Origin of the sequence: Streptomyces regalis (assembly GCF_001509475.1) — a bacterium.
GTDB classification, from domain to species: domain Bacteria; phylum Actinomycetota; class Actinomycetes; order Streptomycetales; family Streptomycetaceae; genus Streptomyces; species Streptomyces regalis.
Map to the genome: position 1 here is coordinate 1 of NZ_LLZG01000014.1, position 20,143 is coordinate 20,143.

A 20,143-nucleotide genomic window follows, 5' to 3' on the forward strand; every position below is an offset into this window, starting at 1 on the left:
CTGGACCGGCACCTGCACCACCTGCCACCGCCCCCTGCCCAGAACATCCGCCACCAGCCCAAACCCAAGAGCCAGAGCAACCTAACGGAGTCCTACTAGACGGCGTTGCCGTGCGCGGCGGTCATGAGGGACTGCCAGTCGGGGAGCTTGACCACCCCGCGCCCGAGCGACGCACCCAGCTCCGCCTCCGCCCGCTCGATGGCGCACCAGCCTCCCCACTCGACCGGCTCGATCCCCTCGGCGCGCAGTGCCGTGAGCGGGTCCTCGGCCAATTCCCTCCGTACGAGCGCGGAGGCGTCCTCCAGCAGTGACGTCACCGTCTCCTTCGCGCACGGACGGTTCGTGCCGATGACGCCCGTCGGGCCCCGCTTGATCCAGCCCGCCACGTACTCGCCCGGCGCCACCGCGGCCTCGCGCAGCACGCGCCCGGCGAGGTGTGGCACCGTGCCGGTCGCCGGGTCGAACGGCAGCCCCTCCAGCGGTACTCCGCGATAGCCCACCGAACGCAGCACCAGTTGCGCCTCGATCTCCTCGTACTGGCCCGTGCCGGTGACGCCGCCCTGTCCGTCCGGCGCCGTCCGCTCGAAGCGCACCGCGCCCACGTGCCCCTCGTCGGCGAGGAGTTCGACGGGGCGCAGGAAGAAGCGCAGCCCGATGTGGTGGCCGGCATCCTGCACGGGAGTTTCGGCCCAGCCGCGCAGCACCTCTACGTTGCGGCGCTGCGGGGCGGGCAGTCCGGAAGGGTCGGCGTACGCCGGATCCAGCGCCAGCTCTGCCGGATCCACGGTCACCTCCGTGTCGGGCAGGGTGCCCAGTTCCCGCAGCTCCTTGGTGGTGAAGCGGGCCTGCGAGGGGCCGCGCCGCCCCACCATGCTGATGTTTCTCACCCGGCTCGCGGCGAGGGCGGTGAGCGCCGCCTGCGGCATGTCGGTGGGGGTCAGCTCGGCCGTGCCCCGCGCCAGCATCCGTGTGACGTCCACCGCGACGTTCCCGACGCCGATGACCACCGCCGAGCGCGCACCGAGGACGAACCCGTCGTCGACGGCGTCCGGATGGGCGCTGTACCAGGACACGAACTCGGTCGCCGACCAGCTGCCCGGCAGGTCCTCGCCGGGGATCCCGAGGTGTCGGTCGGTGGCGGCGCCCACGCAGTACACAACTGCGTGGTACAGCTCCCGCAGCCGTTCGACCGGCATCCCGCCGGGGCCGACCTGGGTGCCGCCGAGGAAGCGCACCCGCTCGTGCTCCAGGACCGTGCGCAGGTTGTTCTGGAGGGACTTGATCTTCTCGTGGTCCGGCGCCACCCCGTACCGCACCAGTCCGTACGGGCACGGCAGCCGGTCCAGGACGTCGACGAGCACGTCCGGATCCTGCTGTACGAGGCCCTGCGCGGTGTAGCACCCGCTCGGGCCGGAACCGACGACGGCGACACGCAGCACGGCGGAACTCCTTGTCCGAGGGGCCTGCGGGGATCTGCGGGGATCTTCCGGAGTCGCTCTCGAGTCCAGCATCGCACCGCTGCCGCTCCGCTGACAGGGTGCTGTGCGCCGTCCGGGAAGCGTGTTCATTCGGTATGGAATGTGATCATGCGGTTACGTTGCGTGTGTGCTGGAAGCATCCTTTCTTAATCTTTCCGATCGCTCTGCGACGGACGGTGCCGTGTCCGTGTGGCCCGCGTGGGAAGTGCGGGACGACGCCGGAGCCACGGCGTGGTTCGGAGTCCGGCTGGAGTTCGGCGACGGCGCCCGGGTCGACGCACTCGCCGTGGTGTGCGAGGGGTGTGTCTCCATCGAGGACGTACGGGCCGAGCCGGCGCTGTCCCTCGACGACCTGACGGCGCTCGCCGACTGGATCGAGGCCCCGCTCTTCGACGCGTGCGGGATCGGGACCGAACCCGACGGCGAGGACCTCGGGCCGAGCCCGGACCGGACAGTCTGGCCGGGGGGCGTCGAGGGTCAGTGGCTCGTCGCGCAGAAATATCGCGCGGCGCAGGAGGAGGGGACCGACCCCGTCCTCGCGGTGATGAGCGCGACGGGGCACGGGCGCCGGAAGTCGCTCCGGCTGATCGGTCAGGCGCGCGACGCCGGCTTCCTGACACGGCGCCGAGCCCGCCGCTGAGCACCGCCTCGGCGGCGGACCGTACCGGCCGGGTCCGTCAGAGCATGTCCCGCATCCGCGTGATATCGGTCGACTGCTGAGCGACGACCTCGTCCGGACCCAGCCGGACTACTTCAGCCGACCGTCCGGGCAGCCGGGTGCGGACCCGGTCGCGAAGAACCGCGACAGATCCGTGTCGCACGTCCCGCCGGGCACGGCTCCCGAGTCCGGCGGGACCCCCATCTCCCACTCCAGCCGGTAGCGCTTGAACAACTCGGCCCGCAGCACCGGCACGGACATCGGCGCCCCGGGCACCACTGCCGCGTAGACCGCGCCCATGAGCAGTGCGCGCAGCATCGCGTAGTCGGCGTCGACGTCCCGTGAGCCGTGCCGGACGCAGGTGTCCCGCAGCAGCTCGGCCAGGCGCTGCTGCTCCGGGCACTGCACGAAGCCCTCGCCCTGCAGGATCCCCGCCATGTGCTGGCGCATCAGCACGGGCCGGTCCCGGGCCAGGCCCAGGATCGCGTCGATGGCCCGGGCCATCCGCTCCCGGCCGTCGTCGCTGTGCGGCTCGCGCTCCAGCGCCTCCTCCAGCGTGCGGTGCATCAGCCGGTGCACGGCGGACTGCACCAACTGGCGCTTGCCGGGGAAGTAGTACGACACCAGGCCGCGCGCCGAGCCTGCTCTGTCCGCGATGTCGCCCAGCGTCGTGGCCTCGTAGCCGCGCTCGCCGACCATCTCCACCGCCGCCTGCAGAAGCCGCTCACGGGAACGCCGCCGCAACTCTTCATTGACCGAGGCGCTGCGCGGGGACATGCTGTAACTCCTGTGTTGACTGGCTGCCAGCCAACTATACTCAGCACGTCCGGCCCGGCCTCGATACGGCCTGGTCGGGGGTTGCCGTCTGCCCTGGGCGACGCGGGGGATCGTCCAGGGTGGGCCCGACCCCCGGGGTCCGGATGGCGGCCGGAGGCTACTTGTTCACTCGCGGGTCGGAACCGTTCGCCCGTGGAACGGCGCCCACGAGATCCAGCACCGGCCGCAACCCGTCCGGCCGCTGTGCCGCCGGCAAATGGTCTACGAAGTGCACCGCACAGCCCAGGGCCGCCGCACCACCGTCGGCCCGCCGGTTGTCGCCCACCATGACGACGTCGCGCGGATCGGCGTCGAGTTCCGCGCAGGCGGCCGCGAAGAGCCGGGGGTCGGGCTTCTGGATGCCGTGCTCGTACGACAGCACATACGCGTCCACGTAGGGATCGAGTCCGTGTTCCCGGAACACCGGCCGCAGGTCCCAGCCGATGTTGCTGACCACTCCGACGCCGATGCCCCGCTCACGCAGCGTCCCCAGCACCTCGGTGGCATCCGGGTACGGCATCCACGCGGCCGGTGTCATGTGGCGGTCGTAGAGCATGTCGTGCAGCCGGTCGTCGGGGAGCGGCACATGCCGGGAGAGCGCGGTGTAGGCGGCCCGGTGCAGCTCCGCGCTCTTGTCCCGCACCCCCCAGACGCTCGCGACGTCCTCGGGCAGCCAGGAGGGCTCGATCCCGCCCGGCAGCGCCCCCATCGCCTCCAGTGCCTGCGCCGCCTCGACCAACTCGGCCTCGGCAAGCCCCACTTGGGCCTCGGCGAGCGCTCCGCGCAGCCAGGACTCGGTGGACTCGACACGGAAAAGAGTTCCGGAGAAATCGAACAGAACTGCGGTCATGGCGCGGATCCTACGGGGCCACGTTCCGCCGCGCCGGAAGATCGCCGCAACAGCACACGTACGGTTCAGCTCTGCCGGAGGGCGTGCATCCGCACCGCCAGCACCACGACCAACGCGCCCAGCAGCCAGCCGCCCACGACGTCCGTGGCCCAGTGGACGCCGAGCCACACCCGGGTCAGGCCGACACCGGCCACGGAGATGACGGCCACGGCGGCGGCCGCACGCCGCAGGGCGCGTTCGGCTCCGTAGTGGTGCAGAAGCCAGAGCAGGAGGCCGCACACGACCGTGGCCGTCATGGCGTGGCCGGAGGGGAATGCGGCGTAGTGGGCGGCGTCGACGGGATCGGGCCAGACGGGGCGTGAGCGGTCGACCACGGCCTTCAGGACCTGCTGGATCAGTGTGGCGAGCGCACATGTGGCGACCAGCCATACGGCCGTCCAGCGTGCGGCTCTGCGCCACAACCAGATCGCGACCGCGGCGGACAGGATGCGCATGGTCCACGGATCCCAGACCCAGTCCGTCAGGATGCGGAACGTGTGGGTGACGCCGCTCTCGTCGACCGCCCAGCGGTGTGTGGTCTCGGCGATGTCGCCGTCGAGGGTCATCAGCGGATACCACCGGACCGCGACCAGAGCGAGCAGCAGCGCGGAGCACAGGGCCAGGGTGCCGGCCCAGCGGGCGGTGCTGCGCTCGGCCGGAGGGCGGGGCGGGGACTCGACGGACTGGGTGTGCATACTGCGATCCTCGCCGACTGATGGGGCCAGAGGCCAATGCGGGGGTGGGTTTGCGACGCCCGCCACAGGACCCGGCCCCTCAGCGGCATTCCGGCTGCCCGGCGCGACCAGTACCGGCACAGCGGGGTCGGGCAGGGGTTGAACACGCCCCGGTCCTCGTTGAGTTCGACCAGTGCGAGGGCGGTGGCCCGCCGGCCGAACCGGCCGCTGCCGACGCCGGCGCCGCCACACCGAGCGTCATCGGCAGCGCACAGCACAGAAGTACGCCCTGTTTCAGAGGGTCAGCAGCATCGCCACCATGGCGATCCCCATCGTCAGTCGGCAGGCCCGCGCCAGCTCCGGCCGGTCGCCCCATCCGACACCCCCGCCATCCGCCGCGACGGGCACCAGCCGGACGCCGGACAGCAGCACGTACCCCATGAAGTACAGAAGCAGAGCGCCCGTCACGAGCGGGACCCCGGAACCGCCGTGTCCGCTCTGGTGCCCGGGTGAGGCGGCCATCGCGACCGCCATGTAGGCCATGGCCGAGGCTCCCACCAGGTGGTGCAGGTGGTGGGCGCCCGCCCGCGCCGACCACAGGGCATGCAGGGCGGCCGCTCCGAACACGGCCGCGTAAGCGGGCCAGGCCCACGACGGCGGCGTGAACACCACCGCGGGCACCGCCATCGCGGCCATGCCGAAGCCCATCAGAGCCTCGCCGCCCGCGGCCCGGCGCTGCTCCTCGACGCGGCTGCGCATCCGCAGCAGACAGTAGGCCCCGGTCGCCGCACACAGCGCGACCAGCAGCCAGCCGTGCGAAGCCGGTCCGTGCACGCGCGGCCTCCCCGCTCGACGGTCTCGGTCAGTCCGTCGATGCCCGGGCCGTCCGGCGCGCACGCGAGCGCAAGGGTGTACACGGGGAGCATTCGGCGGAGCGCGGCAGGTCACCGCATATCTTTCACGGGTAAAACACTCGCGGCAACCGACCTGTGCCGGAGGCCGACGACCTCGCGGCCCTCGGCACCGAACTCGCCCCGCTGTCCCGGCCGTTGTGGCGCCTCCTCGGCCCCCTGGCCCCGCTCGCCGTACGCACCGCCCTCGGCTGTGCCCTCGCCGGTTATGTCTCCCTCGCCCTGGGCATCGGCCGCCCCTACTGGGCCCTGGTCACCGCGGCATCCCTCTACCAGGCCAACCTCACCCTCACCTGGGGCCGGGGCGTCCAGCGGGTCGTCGGCAACCTGCTCGGGGTCCTCCTGTTCGCCGCGCTGGTCCCCCTCGCCCACACCGGCGAGGTCGCCCTCGTCCTGTGCTGCCTGGCGCTCAACTTCGGGGCCGAGGCGCTGATCGGACGCAACTACTGGCTGGGCAGCGTCTGCGTGACCCCGATGGCGCTGCTCATCACCGAGTTCACCGGGTTCCAGGAGCCCGGGCGGCTGATCACCGAGCGGGTCGTGGACACCCTGGTCGGCGCGCTGGTCGGCCTGGTCGCCGCCGTGGCCGTACCTGACCGGCGGTGGCAGCGGGTCGTGCGCACCGAGCGGACCGGACCCCGTACGCTCGCGGCGACGGGGCGGAGCCAGAACCCGCACCCGGACCAGCGCACAGGCGACACGACGGAGGGCGTACGGCCATGACGGCGACCAACGGCGGGCCGACCGGGACGAGACGGGACACGGTGGCCGCCGTGGTCCGGCAGTGGCAGGCCGTCCATCCCGACCTCGACACCGCCCCCATGGAGATCATCGGCCGCATCAACCGCTGCGCCGCCCTCCTCCAGCAGGCCGAGGACGCCCCGCTGCGCCGGGCAGGCCTCAGCCGCCCCGAGTTCGACCTGCTCGGCGCGCTGCGCCGCACGGGCCATGAGCTGACCCCCAGTGAACTCGCCCGCGAAACCTTCTCCTCGGGCGCCGCCGTCACCAAACGACTCAAGCAGCTGACCGAGCGGGGCCTGGTGGAGCGCCGCGGCGACACCCGCGACCGCCGCGTCGCCCACGTCCGCCTCACGGACGCGGGCCGGGACCTCGTCGACGGCATCCTGCCCGAGCAACTCGCGTACGAGACGACCGTACTGTCCGGTCTCGACCCGCAAGGGCAGGGTGAACTGGCGGTTCTGCTCGGTGCGTTGCTGGGCCAGCTGGAAGGGCGGTTGGGGGCGCTGCGCGGGTGACCGGAAGCGGGGCCCGTCACTTCTCGTCGGCCGCCCGGTACACGCCGAACATCGCCCCCTGCGGGTCCCGCAGCACGGCGATGCGCGGTCCCTCGGGGACGGAGGTGGGCTCCATGAGGACGGTCCCGCCCGCCTCCGTGGCGTCCGCGGCCGTCATGTCCACGTCGTGCACGGCGAAGTACGGCAGCCAGTGCGCCGGCACCTCGTGCGGGAACTTGTCGTCCATCGTCACCATGCCGCCGAAGTCGGCGCCGTCGATGCCCCACTGCGTGTAGTGCTCCGAGGCGTTGACGCTCCAGCCGAACACCGTCGTGTAGAACTCCACGGCCCGCTCGGGCGCCCTGGTCAGCAGCTCCACCCAGCCCAGCGAGCCGGGCGCGCTGAGCAGCCCCGCGCCCGGGAAGGCCCGCGCCTGCCACAGCTGGAAGACCGCACCCGTCGGGTCCACGGCCACCGCGAAGCGGCCCACGTCGAACACGTCCATCGGACCGACCAGCACCGAGCCGCCGGCCTCCGACACCCGCGCGGCGGCGGCGTCCGCGTCCGGCACGGCGAACGACACGTTCCACGCCACCGGCTGCCCCTCCTGGTACAGCGGCGTCAGCGCGGCCACCGGCGCGTCCCCGAGGTGCGCGATCGTGTAGCCGCCCGCTTCCTGGCGGGGATCGGTCTCGGCGCGCCAGCCGAACAACCCCTCGTAGAACCGCTTCGCCGCGGCCAGGTCGCTGGTCCCGAGCTCGGTCCAGCAGGGCCCGCCGGACACCGGCTTGTCGAGCTTCATGGCGTTCCTTCCGCAGACAGGCCCCTCCAGCACGCTAAGCCCCGCCCGAGGGCCCGGCCATCCGGCGAAACCCACTAGGCCCTGTCGTCAAATTCCCGCCTGCCGCGCGACGCGGCCCGCCCTCCGGGCGGACGACGGGAATTTGACGACAGGGCCTGGAGCCGGGCGCCGCCACCGCCGTACCCTCGACCCCGTACCGCACCGCATGGCGGCCTCCCGACACCGTTCTCCGACCGGAGGTCCCGCATGCCCGCACTCGAGGTGCGCCCCTTCCGCCGCGCCGACCGTGACCAGCTCACCGAACTGATCAACCTGCACGTCGCCGCCGTCGTCCCCGGCGCCTCCGTGTCCGTGAACACGGTGCTCAGCGCGCTGGAGCGGCAGCCGGACGAGTTCATCACCGACCCCTGGGTGAGCGAGCGCGTGACCCTCGTCGCCGAGCAGCGCAACTACGTCGTGGCCGCCGCCCATCTGCTGCGCTATCGGTCGGACGACGAGGTCGGCCCGCAGTACCAGGACATCGGCGAGATCGACTGGTTCGTCTGCCATCCGCAGGCCTCCTTCTGGCCGGACTCCGACGAGGCCGGGGACCTGCTGATGCACGCCTGCCTGGCCCAGCTGGCCCGCTGGAACGTCCGCGCCCGGTACGCCGGCGGCGAGCTCCCCGCCCCGGCCGTCTACGGCCTGCCCCGCACCTGGCCGCATATCCGCGCCCTCTACGAACGCGCGGGCTTCCGGCATGTCGGGGACACCGAGGTGATCCTGATCGCGCGCGTGGCCGACCTGCCGCCCCGCGAGCCGAGGCCGGGCGTCACCGTCGACCGCACGCTGGGGGAGTGCGGCACCCGCCTCACGGCATACGCCCACGGCCATGCCCTCGGTTTCATCGAGGTCGACACGGCTCTGTCCCGCCCCGAACGCCAGGCCCGGGGCAAGGGCCTCGCCGACATCGGCAACCTGCACATCGGCCCGTCGGCGTACGGCGAGGGCCTGGAGCACTGGCTTCTGGGGCAGGCCGCCGACTGGCTGGGCCTGTGCGGCGTCGACCGCCTGCTCGCCTACGAGGCGGCGACCGACGGCACGATGATCGACCACCTGACCTCGGCCGGCTTCCGGGAACTGACCCGCACCGACCGCGGCTGGGAACACCGCCCGGAATGACTCAGACCCCCGGCCGGTATCGCAGCGGATGATCCGCAGGCACCTCCACCAGCACGATCCGCGTCCCGTCCGGGTCCGCGATCCACATCTCGACCAGCCCCCACGCCTCCTTCACCGGCGGCCGCACGATCTCGACTCCCTTGCCCCGCAGCTCGTCGTGCGCCGCCGCCACGTCCTCGACCTGCAGCCACAGCCGGACGGCCGGGGACGGCGGGATCTCGGAGCGGCCGGAGACCTCCAGGAAGCCACCGCCGAGGAAGTAGACGGTGCCGCGCTCCGGCCCCGTGCCGAACTCGCGGTAGACGGCGAGCCCCAGCTGCGTGCCGTAGAAGGCACGGGAACGCTCGGGGTCGGTGGGGTGGAGGAGGGTCCGTCCGCTCAGTACGTGCACCATGCAGCCGGAGCCTAGTCGCGCGTTACGCTCAGCCGTGCCCGAGCCGTGCCCGAGAGTGGAGATGCCCGCCATGGAAACCGCCGCGACGCCCGCCGCCACCGGACTCACCTTCCGCGACGCCACCGACGCCGACGTCGACACGCTGGTCGCGCTGATCGAGTCCGCCTACCGCGGGGACGCCAGCAGGGCCGGCTGGACGACGGAGGCGGACATCCTCGAAGGGCAGCGGACCGACCCGGAGGGCGTGCTGGAGGTCATCAAGTCGTCCGACAGCCGACTGCTGACGGTCGAGCAGGAGGGGCAGGTCGTCGCCTGCTGCCAGCTCGAACACCGCGGCGACCACGCCTACTTCGGCATGTTCGCGGTCAGCCCCGCACTCCAGGGCGCCGGCCTGGGCAAGGTGATCATCACTGAGGCGGAGCGACAGGCCCGCGAGACCTGGGGCGCGACCGAGATGCACATGACGGTGATCTCCGTACGGAACGACCTGATCGCCTGGTACGAGCGGCGCGGCTACCGCCGTACGGGACGGATGGCACCGTTCCCGTACGGCGACGAGCGCTTCGGCATTCCGCAGCGCGCCGACCTGCAGTTCGAGCTGCTGGTCAAGGAGCTGGCGTGACGTTCATGCGGCTCGTCACGCCGTGAAGCGGCCGGTGCGTTTGATCTCCGGGTAGTCGGTGGTCGCGCCGTCCAGCTGCAGGGCCCGTACGAGACGCAGGTGGTCCTGCGTGTTGACCACCCAGCCGATGATCCTGAGGTCCGCCTTGCGGGCGTGCTCCACGACCTCCAGGGTGAGCCGGCGGACGTTGAGGCAGACGGTCGCGGCGCCGACCGCGACGGCGCGGTCCACGATGTCGGTGCCGTAGCGGCTGGCGATCAGCGCGGTCCGTACCCCCGGCACCAGGCGGGCGATCTCGGCGACCGCGTCGTCGTGGAACGAGGACACCTCGACCCGGGAGACGAGGTCGCGGCCGGTCATCACCTCGGCGAGCGCCCGTGCCGCCGCGACGTCCTTGATCTCGGCCTGGAGCGGCGACTTCACGGCGTCCAGAACCTCTTCGAAGACCGGGACGCGCTCGCCGCGGCCCGCGTCCAGGGCGCGCAGCTCGGCGAGGGTCTGGTCGGCGATCGCGCCGGTGCCGTCGGTCGTGCGGTCCACGTCGGTGTCGTGCATGACGACGAGGGCGCCGTCCTTGCTCAGGTGGAGATCGAGTTCGATGACGTCGAGGCCGGCCTGCTGGGCGGCGACGAAGGAACGGAGGGTGTTCTCGGGTTCGACACCCATGACTCCGCGGTGACCGATGGTAAGGAAGTTCAAGATTCCACTCGCTTCCGTCGACGGCGGCTCGGCGTGCGCGCAAACCGGAGCGGAGTGTTCGCGCGGCAGTGCCGCAGCCTAGTGGCCCGGGCGCGTGATGAACCCCACGTGTACACAGGGTTTGCGGCGGTGGACATGGCGTGCCTGGATCGCGCCCCTCCGGGCGGTCACCCTGGCGTGGGCGAGTCCCGCGGGGATTGACCGGCCCGGCGCGGGCCTGCGCCGACCGGACCCCCGTATGCCCACGCAGGGCCGGAGTATGCGCCGCCTCGGTGGCAAACGGGAAAAATTACGGTGACCATGGGGTTGTGCAGGATGATTTCCTGAGGCTCTACTTGCTGGGAGAAACCTCGTATGTATACGGTCTCCTTACGCGAGGTTCTCCCGTGGAGGATGGGACATGACGGAAATTCTTGTGCAGACGGCTTCGGGGGAACAGGTTCCTCCCGCGACCAGGGTGGTGGAGCACCCGGCGTGGCCGGTGCTCAAGGATGCCGTGGAGCAGATCCGGCCATGGCAGTCCAAGGACGGGGCGATCGACTTCGAGGCCGAGGGCGCGCCCGCGTGCGCGGACGCCGAGGCCGCTGTACGGCGTGTCGTGGGCGCCGTCGAGGAGCTCTCCGCGCTGCTGCCGCACGACGCCGCGTATCACCAGGCCCTGATGAAGGACCTGAGCCGCTGGGCCGAGGGCGGCTTCGAGGTGCCGGACTTCCTCGACTCGCTGCTGGCCTTCCAGCCCGCCGCGAACCGCGCGGACGGCCTGCAGCACCTGGTCGTCTTCCCGATGTACACGCAGAACGGCAACCCCGACCGCAACCTCGAGGCGGTCGTGCTGCGCATGGTGTGGCCGGACTGGCTGGCCGAGCTGGAGCGCACCCGCTACGACAACCCGCTGTTCTGCGGCATCAAGTTCGAGGACTTCACGGCGGGCTACGACACCAACTCCGCGGTCCTCTTCCCGGAGACCATCGCCGTGCGCGAGGCGCCCGAGCGGTTCAGCTGGGGCGGCATCTTCTGCGACCGCGAGGCCGCCCGCTTCCGCCGCGTCACCGACGCCGCCGTCGACATCCTGGGCCTGGAGCTGCCCGAGGACATCGCCGCGATGGTCCACGACCAGAAGCGCTGCGAAGAGGCCTTCGTGCTGTGGGACATGGTCCACGACCGCACCCACAGCCACGGCGACCTGCCGTTCGACCCGTTCATGATCAAGCAGCGCCAGCCGTTCTGGATGTACGGCCTCGAAGAGCTGCGCTGCGACCTCACCGCCTTCAAGGAGGCCGTGAAGCTGGAGGCGGACGGCGTCCCGCAGGCCCGTGACGTGCAGTACGCGGTGCTGTTCGACCGTATGTTCCGCTTCCCGGTCACCGGTGAGCGCGTACGCAACTACGACGGCCTCGGAGGCCAGCTTCTCTTCGCCTACCTGCACAAGCACGACGTCGTCCGCTGGACCGACAACAAGCTGTTCATCGACTGGCAGCGCGCCCCGCAGGTCACCAACCAGCTGTGCGCCGACATCGAGCAGCTCTACCGCGACGGCATCGACCGCCCGAAGCTCGTCCACTGGTTCGCCGGCTACGAGCTCGTCTCCACCTACCTCGCCCCGCACCCGGGATCCCGCTGGGCCAAGGGCCCGGACGCCCTGGACCTGACCCAGCCGCCGCGCAAACTCGTCGATGACGTGCTTCCGGACGAGTTTCCGCTGAGCATGTTCTATGAGGCCCTGTCCAAGAAGCTGAAGAACGTGATCGCCTCCACCAAGGGCATCACGGCGGACAGCGCCGAGCGGGTCGCCGCATGAGCGACCGCACCACCACTGCTCAGGAGGCGAAGAAAATGGCGGGGAACGGAGCTCTCAGCGGTGCGGTGATCGCGGTGGCCGGCGCGGGCGGACCCGCCGGCCGGGCGGCGCTGCTGCGGCTGGCCGAGGCGGGCGCGACCGTCATCGGCTCGGACAACGACCCGGAGCGGCTCGCCGAGGCCGTGGACGCGGCGAGCTATGCGCACGGCGGTGCCACCGTCGTCGGTGACACGGTCGACCTGCTCGACCGCGAGGCGACCCGAGACTGGGCCACCCGGATCGAGAAGGACTTCGGCCGCGTCGACGGCCTGGTCCACCTCGTCGGCGGCTGGCGCGGCAGCGAGACCTTCGTCAAGACCAGCCTCGACGACTGGGACTTCCTCGAGCTGCTGCTGATCCGCACCGTGCAGCACACCTCGCTGGCCTTCTTCGAGGGGCTCCAGCGCAGCGACCGCGGCCGGTATGTGCTGATCAGCGCCGCCGGCGCCTCGAAGCCGACCGCGGGCAACGCCTCGTACGCCGCCGCCAAGGCCGCCGCCGAGGCCTGGACGCTCGCGCTGGCCGACGCCTTCCGTAAGGCCGGGGGCCCCGAGGGGCCGACGTCCGCGGCTGCCATCCTGGTGGTGAAGGCGCTGGTGCACGACGCGATGCGCGCCGAGCGACCCCACGCGAAGTTCGCGGGCTTCACGGACGTCAAGGACCTGGCCGATGCCGTCGTCGGCGTCTGGGACAAGCCCGCCGCCGAAGTGAACGGAAACCGTCTGTGGCTGACCGAGAAGCCGTGAACCCTCCGAAGACCGACGCCCGCCGTCATCACGACCCGGACGTCCGCGGTTTTGCCAGTGACAACTACGCCGGCGCCCACCCCGAGGTGCTCGCCGCCCTGGCCCTGGCCAACGGCGGGCACCAGGTCGCGTACGGCGAGGACGACTACACCGAGAACCTGCAGCGGATCATCCGCAGCCACTTCGGTGCCACCGCCGAGGCGTTCCCGGTGTTCAACGGCACCGGCGCCAACGTCGTCGCGCTCCAGGCGGTCACCGACCGCTGGGGCGCGGTGATCTGCGCCGAGAGCGCGCACATCCACGTCGACGAGGGCGGCGCCCCCGAGCGCATGGGCGGCCTGAAGCTGCTCACCGTGCCCACACCCGACGGCAAGCTCACTCCTGAGTTGATCGACCGGCAGGCGTACGGCTGGGAGGACGAGCACCGGGCGATGCCGCAGGTCGTCTCGATCACCCAGAGCACCGAACTCGGCACCCTCTACACGCCGGACGAGATCCGCGCGATCTGCGACCACGCCCACGCGCACGGCATGAAGGTGCACCTGGACGGCTCCCGGATAGCCAACGCGGCCGCCTCCCTGAACGTCCCCATGCGGACGTTCACCAACGCGGTCGGCGTCGACATCCTCTCCCTCGGCGGCACCAAGAACGGCGCGCTGTTCGGCGAGGCGGTCGTCGTCCTGAACCAGGACGCCGTCAGCCACATGAAGCACCTGCGCAAGCTGTCCATGCAGCTCGCCTCCAAGATGCGCTTCGTGTCGGTGCAGTTGGAGGCCCTGCTCGCCAAGGACCTGTGGCTGCGCAACGCCCGCCACGCCAACGGGATGGCCCAGCGCCTGGCCGAGGGCGTCCGCGCCGTGCACGGCGTCGAGATCCTCTACCCCGTGCAGGTCAACGGCGTCTTCGCCAAGCTCCCGCACGACGTGAGCGAGCGTTTGCAGAAGCGGTTCCGGTTCTACTTCTGGGACGAGGCGGCGGGCGTCGTGCGCTGGATGTGCGCCTTCGACACGACCGAGGAGGACGTGGACGCGTTCGTGGCGGCGCTGAAGGAGGAGATGGCACGCTGACTCGCCGTCTTGCATAGATATACGGTCACTCGAAAAGTCATTGACTCGCGGGTGATCGTATTCCTATGCTCTGCGGACATGGAGCTGATCCAGGAAACCCCCGACCTGTCCGCCTATTTGGCCGCCGACGAGGTCATCGATCATGGCCACCCGCTGGTGCGGAAGACGGCCGCGCGACTCGCCGAGAAGGCGTGGGACTCGTATTCCTATGCGCGACTGGCCTTCGAGTTCGTGCGCGACACCATCCCGCACTCACAGGACTCCGGCGACCTCCGCGTCACCTGGCGCGCCTCCGACGTGCTGGAGCAGGGAACGGGCATCTGCTATGCCAAGGCCCATGCGCTCGCCGCACTGCTGCGCGCCGAGGACATCCCGACCGCGCTGTGCTACCAGAAGTTCGACGTGGTGCACGGTCTGGTCGCGGTGCGGTTCAACGGCGCCTGGCATCGGCAGGATCCGCGGGGCAACAAACCGGGGGTGGACGCCCAGTTCTCGCTCGACGGCGAGCGGCTCGCCTTCACGCCCGACCCGGAGTCCAATGAGCTGGACTATCCGGTCCTGTATGCTGAACCGCACCCGGCCGTCCTCAGCGCCCTCAAGGCCGCCCCCGACCGGCCGTACCTGTGGAAGACGCTCCCCACCGCACTCTGAGGCAGGCGATGACCCTCTCCCTGACCGTGTCCGACGAGGTGCGCACCCTCGCGCCCGGCTTCACGCACCTCGCCGTCGAGGCGCACGGGCTGGTCAACGGCCCGAGCACCGACGCCAGTTCGGCCCTCCTCGATGACGCGGCCCACCGGCTCGGCGTACGCCTGGACGGGCGCGCCCCGCACGAGGACCCGCACCTCGCGGCCTGGCGGGAGATCTACACGGCGTTCGGCTCCAAGCCGTCGCGCACCCGCAACTCGGCGGAGGCGCTGGCCAAGCGGGCTCTGTCGGAGGCCGGGCTGCCGCGCATCAACGTCCTCGTCGACGTCTACAACGCCATCAGCGTCGCCCATCTCATCCCCGTCGGCGGCGAGGACATCGACCGCATCAAGGGCGGGATGCGGCTGGTGCGCGCCACCGGGCACGAGGACTTCGTGACCGTGGCCGGCGGTGAGGAGGTCGTGGAGCACCCCGACGCCGGCGAGGTGGTCTGGCGCGACGACGCGGGCGTGACCTGCCGACGCTGGAACTGGCGCCAGGGGCCGCGCACCCGACTCACCGAGGCGACCACCTCAGGCATCTTCCTGCTGGAGAGCATGGCCCCGATGCCGGTCGCCGAGGTCGAGGCCGCGGCGGCCGAACTTGCCGAGCTGCTCGAGAAGTTCAGCCCCGGGGCTCGGATCACGGTGCGTTCGCCGGCGTCGTGACGGCCGGTGTGACGGTCGGCCGCCCGAGCGTGTCCCGGGCGCACTTGCGGAACTCCGCCACCAGCCGACTGCGGTCCCCGGCGCGCGTCGCCAGTACCACATGGCTCGGGTCGACGCCGTCGAGGGGGATCGTGGTGAGGTCGGGGCGGAGGGTGTGCACACGCGGAGTGGCCGGGACGATCGCCACGGCCTGACCGTCGGCGATCAGCTCGTACTTGTCCTCCATGGCGTCCACCAGCGGACCGTCCGGAGCCGGCCGCCCGTCGGGCCGTGGATCGATGCGCCAGTATGCGTTCCACACAGGGTTGTCCCGCACCTGGGGCGTGGGCTCCCCGGCGATGTCGTCCAGCGTCACCGACTCCTTGCCGGCCAGGCGATGGTCCAGCGGCACCATCAGCACCCGCGGCTCGTCGTAGAGGACCGTCACCTCCAGCCCGTCGGTCGGAAGGGGCAGCCGGGTCACCACCGCGTCCACCCGGTGGTCGAGCAGGGCCGCAGGTGCCTCGTCCCAGGGCAGATGTACGGCGTGCACCTCGGCGTCGGGACGGCGGCGGCGCAGGGCCCGTACGGCCGGGGTGACGATGAGGGTAGTGGTGTAGCCGACCGTGAACCTGCTGGGCCGGGCCGCGGCCCGGGTGTGCGCGGCGGCCTCGGCCGCCGAGCGCAGCAGCGCCCGCGCGCGGCGCAGGAAGACCTCCCCGGCCTCGGTGAGCCGGGTGCCGCGCGGGGTGCGGTCGAGCAGACGGGCGCCGAGCTCCTGCTCCAGCCGCCGGATCTGCCGGCTCAGCGACGGCTGGGCGACGCGCAATGCCTCGGCGGCGCGGCCGAAGTGACCGTGCTCGGCGACGACCGTGAAGTAGCGCACGAGGCGCAGGTCCAGGTCCGGCGCGGGCTGCGGCGACTGGGTCATGCCTCCAACGTACGCCCCGTCACCCCCTTGGGCTGGGGTGATGCCTGAAACGTATTGCTCCTTGCGAAACAGGACTTGGACCCGCCATGCCCGATGCCCGCAGGGTGGAGTCACCGGCTCGGAACCTCCGCGGCCGTACGACTTTCCCTGCTGAAGGAGTGCACCGCTGTGCGTGTCTTCGTCACCGGAGCGACCGGATTCATCGGTTCCGCCCTCGTCCGCGACCTAATGGACGCGGGTCACCAGGTCCTCGGCCTCGCCCGCTCGGACCGTTCCGCCATGGCGCTGAAGGAGGCCGGCGCCGAGGTGCACCGGGGCGACCTCGACGACCTCGCCGGCCTGCGGGAGGCGGCGGCCGCGGTGGACGGCGTCGCCCATCTGGCGTTCATCCACGACTTCTCCGACTACCCGGCCGCCGCACAGGCCGACCGGCGCGCCATCGAGGCGATGGGCGAGGCGCTCGCGGGCAGCGACCGTCCTCTCGTCGTCACCGGCGGTTCCATGTTCCTCGCGTCGGGCCGCCCCGCCACGGAGGAGGACGTGGTCGACCCCGGGACGCATGCCCTGCCCCGTATGTCGGAGCAGGCCGCATTGGCGTTCGTCGAGCGGGGGGTACGCGCCTCGGTGCTGCGCCTGCCGCAGGTGCACGGCGAGGGCGACCGCATTGGCTTCGTCCCGCGTCTGATCGAGATCGCCCGCGAGAAGGGCGTCTCCGCCTACCCCGGTGACGGCGCCAACCGCTGGCCGGCCGTGCACCGCGTCGATGCCGCCCGCCTCTACCGGCTGGCCCTGGAGGCGGCGCCCGCGGGCACCAGGCTGCACGGCGTCGACGAGGAGGGCGTCCCGGTGCGTGACATCGCCGAGGTCATCGGCCGCCACCTTGATCTGCCGGTGACCTCCATCCCGCGGGAGGAGGCGGCGGACCACTTCGGCTGGCTCGGCACCATCTTCGCGGCGGACGGCCCGGCCTCCAGTGCCCTCACCCGCGAGCTACTGGGCTGGCAGCCGACGCAGAAGGGGCTCCTGGCGGACCTCGAAGCAGGCCACTACTTCAACTGACGTCGGCAGTACGGGCGTTCGGCCGACGCCGGCGGTTACCCGCGCTCAGCGCGCGTCGGCCTCGCGCACCTGCTCCGGAGTCGGTGCCGTGCCGCCGAGGTGGGCCGGCATCCACCAGGTGTCGGTGGCGTCCTTCGGGCGCACCGGGTAGGCGCGCTGGGCGGCCTCCAGGAGTTCCTGGACGCGCTCGCGCAGCTGGCGGGTGATGGCGCCCGCGTACTTGTCCTTGGAGGCCTCGATCGCCTCGCCGACCCGGATGGTGATCGGGATGTGGCTGCGCTTGAAGTTGCGCGGGTGACCCTTGGTCCACAGCCGCTGGGTGCCCCACACGGCCATCGGGATCAGCGGGACGCCGGCTTCCTGGGCCAGCCGCGCGGCGCCCGACTTGAAGCTCTTCAGGGTGAACGACTGCGAGATCGTGGCCTCCGGGAAGACCCCGACGATCTCGCCGGACTTCAACGAGTCCAAGGCGTGCGCGTACGCCGCCTCACCCTGCTTGCGGTCCACGGGGATGTGCTTCATGCCGCGCATCAGCGGCCCGGAGATCCGGTGCCGGAAGACGGACTCCTTCGCCATGAAGCGAACGAGACGTTTCTGCGGGAGCGCCGCCAGTCCGTTGAAGACGAAGTCCAGGTAGCTGATGTGGTTGCTCACCAGCACAGCGCCGCCCGAGCGTGGAATGTTCTCCGACCCCTTGCAGTCGATCTTGAGGTCCCACGCCTTGAACAACGTCTGGGCGAAACCGACGACGGGACGGTAGACAAGCTCTGCCATGGACGGGGTGGACCCTTCCTTCTGTGCCTGGGAAGGAAGCTCCCAGTGTGAAAGTTACGCAGCCGTAGGTTTACGGCATGTCGCAGATCGTGCCCCAAGAACGCGCGAGGGCCAAGCCCCAGTGCCTGTGAACGGCGAGATTCTCGTCACGTCGACCCGTGGTCCACCTCGGATTTTGAAGCCGCCTTTACTCCGCGCGCACCGCCACCCGCCGTACGAGCAGGTACATCTCGCACCCCAGGCAGTACCCGAAGACGGCGTTCAGGAAGGCGGCCGCGAGCGCGGCCCCGGTGGCGGCGAGTCCCAGCCAGTCCGGCCCGAGGGTGTACCCGACCAGCCCAATGCCGGCGAAGACCAGCCCCACCGCCTGCGCGAACCGCGGTGGTTGCGGCGCCTCGAACTCGGTCGGCGGCCCGATCCGGGGACGTACGGCCTTGCGGAACACCCAGCCGTACGGCGAACGGCCCACCCCGCCCGCGGCGCCCAGCGCGAACGCCAGCGTCTGCCAGGCCAGCAACCAGGCGCTCCCGGTGACCAGAACGACCGCCAGCACCACGCTCGTCACGGCCGCCCCGAAGCGCGGCCCCCTCACATCGATGTCCATGAATCAAGCATTCCGCATGGGAAAGGCTTCCGGGGAGTCGGGAATCTTTGCAGTCTCGTGAATGCTTGAGCAGGGTGATGACCGGAATCGTGGTGTGCGTGGCGGTGCTGGCGGCGGCGAGCGCCTACGGGGTGCTGCATCGGCGGCTGAGCGGGAGAGTGCGGGTGCGCGGGCGGGACGACGGAAAGCGGCTCGGGGCGGCCGAGTTGGGCGAGGAGTTGGGCGAGCGCGCCACCCTCGTGCAGTTTTCCAGCGCCTTCTGCGCGCCCTGCCGGGCCACCCGGCGCGTGCTCGGCGAGGTGGCCGCCATGGTCCCGGGCGTGACCCACGTCGAGATCGACGCCGAGGACAAGCTGGACCTCGTACGCCGGCTCGACATCCTCAAGACGCCGACCGTGCTGGTCCTCGACGCCGACGGCACCGTCGTACGGCGTGCCACCGGTCAGCCGCGCAAGGCGGACGTCATCGCCGCGCTGGGCGAAGCGGTCTGAGGGGCCGTGATGGCGAGGGTGAGTCATCTCCCACATCGCGGAACCCACTTGACTGTGCGCACCACCTATCGTCAGCCTGACCGTATGCCTGAGGAACTCCTTCTCTTCGGCCGGGCCCATGTCGACCTGGCCCGCACCGCGAGCGCGCGCTGTCCGAGCTGTTGAACGGCCACGGGTCCGCACATCTCCCCTCGCAGAAGGACAACTCCATGACGGCCACGTCCGGCCTCGGCACCACCCAGCTCGCCTCTCCCGACCTGCTCCGCTCCGTCTTCCGGCGCCATGCGGCCGGAGTGGCAGTGATCACCGCTCGCGGTGAGACGGGTCCGGTCGGCTTCACCGCCACCTCCCTCACCTCCGTCTCCGCCGAGCCCCCGATGCTCTCCTTCGGTATCGGCACCGGTGCCTCCAGCTGGCCGGCGATAGCCGCGACGGACCATGTCGGCGTCCACATACTCGGCGAGCACCAGCAGCCGCTGGCGGCCACCTTCGCCCGCAGTGGCGCCGACCGCTTCGGCCCGCCCACGGCCTGGCGCGAGGGCCCCGAAGGCGTCCCCGTCCTCGACGACGTCCTCGCCTGGATGGTGTGCCGGATCGTGGGGCGCGTGCCCGCGGGCGATCACCGCATCGTGCTGGCCGAGGTCGTCCTCGGCGACCCCACCGGCCCCGGGCGTCCGCTCGTGTATCACCAGGGCCGGTTCAACGGCCTGCGTGACTGAGCTCACCGCACCTTTGTGACCGAACCGGCCTTCCCCTGTTCTGCGAAGCCGTCGAATTCCGATTACGCTGCGTTGCAAAGGTCACAGTTCAAAGCGCTTGCTTAGCGGGAACGAACTGGGTGTACTGACGAGTAATATTTCGCTCGGAGCGCGGGTCGCCCCGAGCGGGAACGGCCACTTGGGGCGCCTATGCTGCCTGCAAGTAGGCAGCAGAGAAATGTCGACGCAGTAGGAGAGCCGGC

General features: G+C 71.1%; 23 protein-coding genes and 1 pseudogene. 13 read left to right on the top strand and 11 right to left on the bottom strand.

The features are described from left to right. Nucleotides 1–95: 95 nt before the first annotated feature. The gene (locus ADL12_RS04060) at nt 96–1,439 is read right to left on the bottom strand and encodes an FAD-dependent oxidoreductase (protein WP_062698537.1); all 1,344 of its coding nucleotides are present in this window, start codon (nt 1,437–1,439) and stop codon (nt 96–98) included. Nucleotides 1,440–1,659: 220 nt separating this feature from the next. On the opposite strand from ADL12_RS04060, the gene ADL12_RS04065 reads away from it, so the two are divergent. After that, nucleotides 1,660–2,118 (top strand): DUF6214 family protein, encoded by a 459-nt coding sequence (locus tag ADL12_RS04065; RefSeq protein WP_062698539.1) that lies wholly within the window; start codon nt 1,660–1,662, stop codon nt 2,116–2,118. Nucleotides 2,119–2,226: 108 nt separating this feature from the next. Here the strand turns inward: ADL12_RS04065 and ADL12_RS04070 are convergent, their stop codons facing one another. The 4 genes from ADL12_RS04070 to ADL12_RS04085 all read right to left on the bottom strand — a co-directional run bounded on the left by ADL12_RS04070 (nt 2,227) and on the right by ADL12_RS04085 (nt 5,349). Next, a complete protein-coding gene (locus ADL12_RS04070; protein ID WP_062698542.1) occupies nt 2,227–2,913 on the bottom strand; it encodes a TetR/AcrR family transcriptional regulator in 687 nt (228 codons plus the stop codon). 157 nt (nt 2,914–3,070) lie between these two features. Then, complete coding sequence (locus tag ADL12_RS04075; protein ID WP_062698544.1) at nt 3,071–3,802, bottom strand: HAD family hydrolase; 732 nt, start codon at nt 3,800–3,802, stop codon at nt 3,071–3,073. Between the two features lie 65 nt (nt 3,803–3,867). Further along, entirely contained in the window at nt 3,868–4,536 is a 669-nt protein-coding gene (locus ADL12_RS04080) for a phosphatase PAP2 family protein (RefSeq protein WP_062698547.1), read from the bottom strand. 273 nt (nt 4,537–4,809) lie between these two features. Further along, entirely contained in the window at nt 4,810–5,349 is a 540-nt protein-coding gene (locus ADL12_RS04085) for a DUF5134 domain-containing protein (protein WP_062698549.1), read from the bottom strand. Between the two features lie 140 nt (nt 5,350–5,489). Between ADL12_RS04085 and ADL12_RS04090 the strand changes: the two are divergent. Together ADL12_RS04090 and ADL12_RS04095 are read left to right on the top strand one after the other, a co-directional pair. Beyond that, nucleotides 5,490–6,149, top strand: a pseudogene (locus ADL12_RS04090) (FUSC family protein); the annotation flags it as partial. Further along, nucleotides 6,146–6,682 (top strand): MarR family winged helix-turn-helix transcriptional regulator, encoded by a 537-nt coding sequence (locus tag ADL12_RS04095; RefSeq protein WP_062698551.1) that lies wholly within the window; start codon nt 6,146–6,148, stop codon nt 6,680–6,682. The pseudogene ADL12_RS04090 and the gene ADL12_RS04095, both read left to right, overlap by 4 nt. A 16-nt stretch (nt 6,683–6,698) precedes the next feature. On the opposite strand, the gene ADL12_RS04100 is transcribed toward ADL12_RS04095, so the two are convergent. Further along, nucleotides 6,699–7,463: a VOC family protein gene (locus tag ADL12_RS04100; protein ID WP_062698553.1), complete on the bottom strand. Its 765-nt coding sequence runs from the start codon at nt 7,461–7,463 to the stop codon at nt 6,699–6,701. Between the two features lie 246 nt (nt 7,464–7,709). On the opposite strand from ADL12_RS04100, the gene ADL12_RS04105 reads away from it, so the two are divergent. Next, entirely contained in the window at nt 7,710–8,624 is a 915-nt protein-coding gene (locus ADL12_RS04105) for a GNAT family N-acetyltransferase (RefSeq protein ID WP_062698555.1), read from the top strand. A gap of 1 nt (nt 8,625) precedes the next feature. Here the strand turns inward: ADL12_RS04105 and ADL12_RS04110 are convergent, their stop codons facing one another. Next, nucleotides 8,626–9,018, bottom strand: a complete 393-nt coding sequence (locus ADL12_RS04110) for a VOC family protein (protein ID WP_062698557.1) — start codon at nt 9,016–9,018, stop codon at nt 8,626–8,628. 70 nt (nt 9,019–9,088) lie between these two features. On the opposite strand from ADL12_RS04110, the gene ADL12_RS04115 reads away from it, so the two are divergent. After that, nucleotides 9,089–9,640: a GNAT family N-acetyltransferase gene (locus tag ADL12_RS04115; protein WP_062698560.1), complete on the top strand. Its 552-nt coding sequence runs from the start codon at nt 9,089–9,091 to the stop codon at nt 9,638–9,640. Nucleotides 9,641–9,655: 15 nt separating this feature from the next. Here the strand turns inward: ADL12_RS04115 and ADL12_RS04120 are convergent, their stop codons facing one another. Next, nucleotides 9,656–10,339 (bottom strand): glycerophosphodiester phosphodiesterase, encoded by a 684-nt coding sequence (locus tag ADL12_RS04120; protein WP_062698563.1) that lies wholly within the window; start codon nt 10,337–10,339, stop codon nt 9,656–9,658. A gap of 400 nt (nt 10,340–10,739) precedes the next feature. Here ADL12_RS04120 and ADL12_RS04125 point away from each other — a divergent pair, with 400 nt between their 5' ends. From ADL12_RS04125 to ADL12_RS04145, 5 genes are all read left to right on the top strand, one after another. Continuing rightward, a complete protein-coding gene (locus ADL12_RS04125) occupies nt 10,740–12,137 on the top strand; it encodes a DUF6421 family protein (RefSeq protein ID WP_062698565.1) in 1,398 nt (465 codons plus the stop codon). Continuing rightward, nucleotides 12,134–12,922, top strand: a complete 789-nt coding sequence (locus ADL12_RS04130; protein ID WP_062698567.1) for an SDR family oxidoreductase — start codon at nt 12,134–12,136, stop codon at nt 12,920–12,922. Before ADL12_RS04125 ends, ADL12_RS04130 begins: the two co-directional genes overlap by 4 nt. Then, the gene (locus ADL12_RS04135; protein ID WP_062698569.1) at nt 12,919–13,989 is read left to right on the top strand and encodes a threonine aldolase family protein; all 1,071 of its coding nucleotides are present in this window, start codon (nt 12,919–12,921) and stop codon (nt 13,987–13,989) included. The genes ADL12_RS04130 and ADL12_RS04135 overlap by 4 nt, the downstream gene beginning before the upstream one ends. A 78-nt stretch (nt 13,990–14,067) precedes the next feature. Continuing rightward, nucleotides 14,068–14,640 carry a transglutaminase domain-containing protein gene (locus tag ADL12_RS04140; RefSeq protein ID WP_062698571.1) on the top strand — a complete coding sequence of 191 codons (573 nt, stop codon included), beginning with the start codon at nt 14,068–14,070 and terminating at the stop codon, nt 14,638–14,640. 8 nt (nt 14,641–14,648) lie between these two features. Further along, entirely contained in the window at nt 14,649–15,344 is a 696-nt protein-coding gene (locus ADL12_RS04145; protein ID WP_062698573.1) for a B3/B4 domain-containing protein, read from the top strand. On the opposite strand, the gene ADL12_RS04150 is transcribed toward ADL12_RS04145, so the two are convergent. Next, the gene (locus ADL12_RS04150; protein ID WP_062698578.1) at nt 15,319–16,254 is read right to left on the bottom strand and encodes a LysR family transcriptional regulator; all 936 of its coding nucleotides are present in this window, start codon (nt 16,252–16,254) and stop codon (nt 15,319–15,321) included. The two genes, ADL12_RS04145 and ADL12_RS04150, sit on opposite strands and share 26 nt — an antisense overlap. 168 nt (nt 16,255–16,422) lie before the next feature. On the opposite strand from ADL12_RS04150, the gene ADL12_RS04155 reads away from it, so the two are divergent. Further along, the gene (locus ADL12_RS04155) at nt 16,423–17,313 is read left to right on the top strand and encodes an SDR family oxidoreductase (RefSeq protein WP_062698582.1); all 891 of its coding nucleotides are present in this window, start codon (nt 16,423–16,425) and stop codon (nt 17,311–17,313) included. A 45-nt stretch (nt 17,314–17,358) separates the two neighbouring features. Here the strand turns inward: ADL12_RS04155 and ADL12_RS04160 are convergent, their stop codons facing one another. Next, nucleotides 17,359–18,087, bottom strand: a complete 729-nt coding sequence (locus tag ADL12_RS04160; protein WP_062698584.1) for a lysophospholipid acyltransferase family protein — start codon at nt 18,085–18,087, stop codon at nt 17,359–17,361. 187 nt (nt 18,088–18,274) lie between these two features. Then, a complete protein-coding gene (locus ADL12_RS04165; protein ID WP_062698586.1) occupies nt 18,275–18,691 on the bottom strand; it encodes a DUF4395 domain-containing protein in 417 nt (138 codons plus the stop codon). A 77-nt stretch (nt 18,692–18,768) separates the two neighbouring features. Between ADL12_RS04165 and ADL12_RS04170 the strand changes: the two genes are divergently transcribed. Then, entirely contained in the window at nt 18,769–19,182 is a 414-nt protein-coding gene (locus ADL12_RS04170; protein WP_062698587.1) for a TlpA family protein disulfide reductase, read from the top strand. Nucleotides 19,183–19,391: 209 nt separating this feature from the next. Beyond that, entirely contained in the window at nt 19,392–19,901 is a 510-nt protein-coding gene (locus ADL12_RS04175; RefSeq protein ID WP_062698588.1) for a flavin reductase family protein, read from the top strand. Nucleotides 19,902–20,143 lie beyond the last annotated feature (242 nt).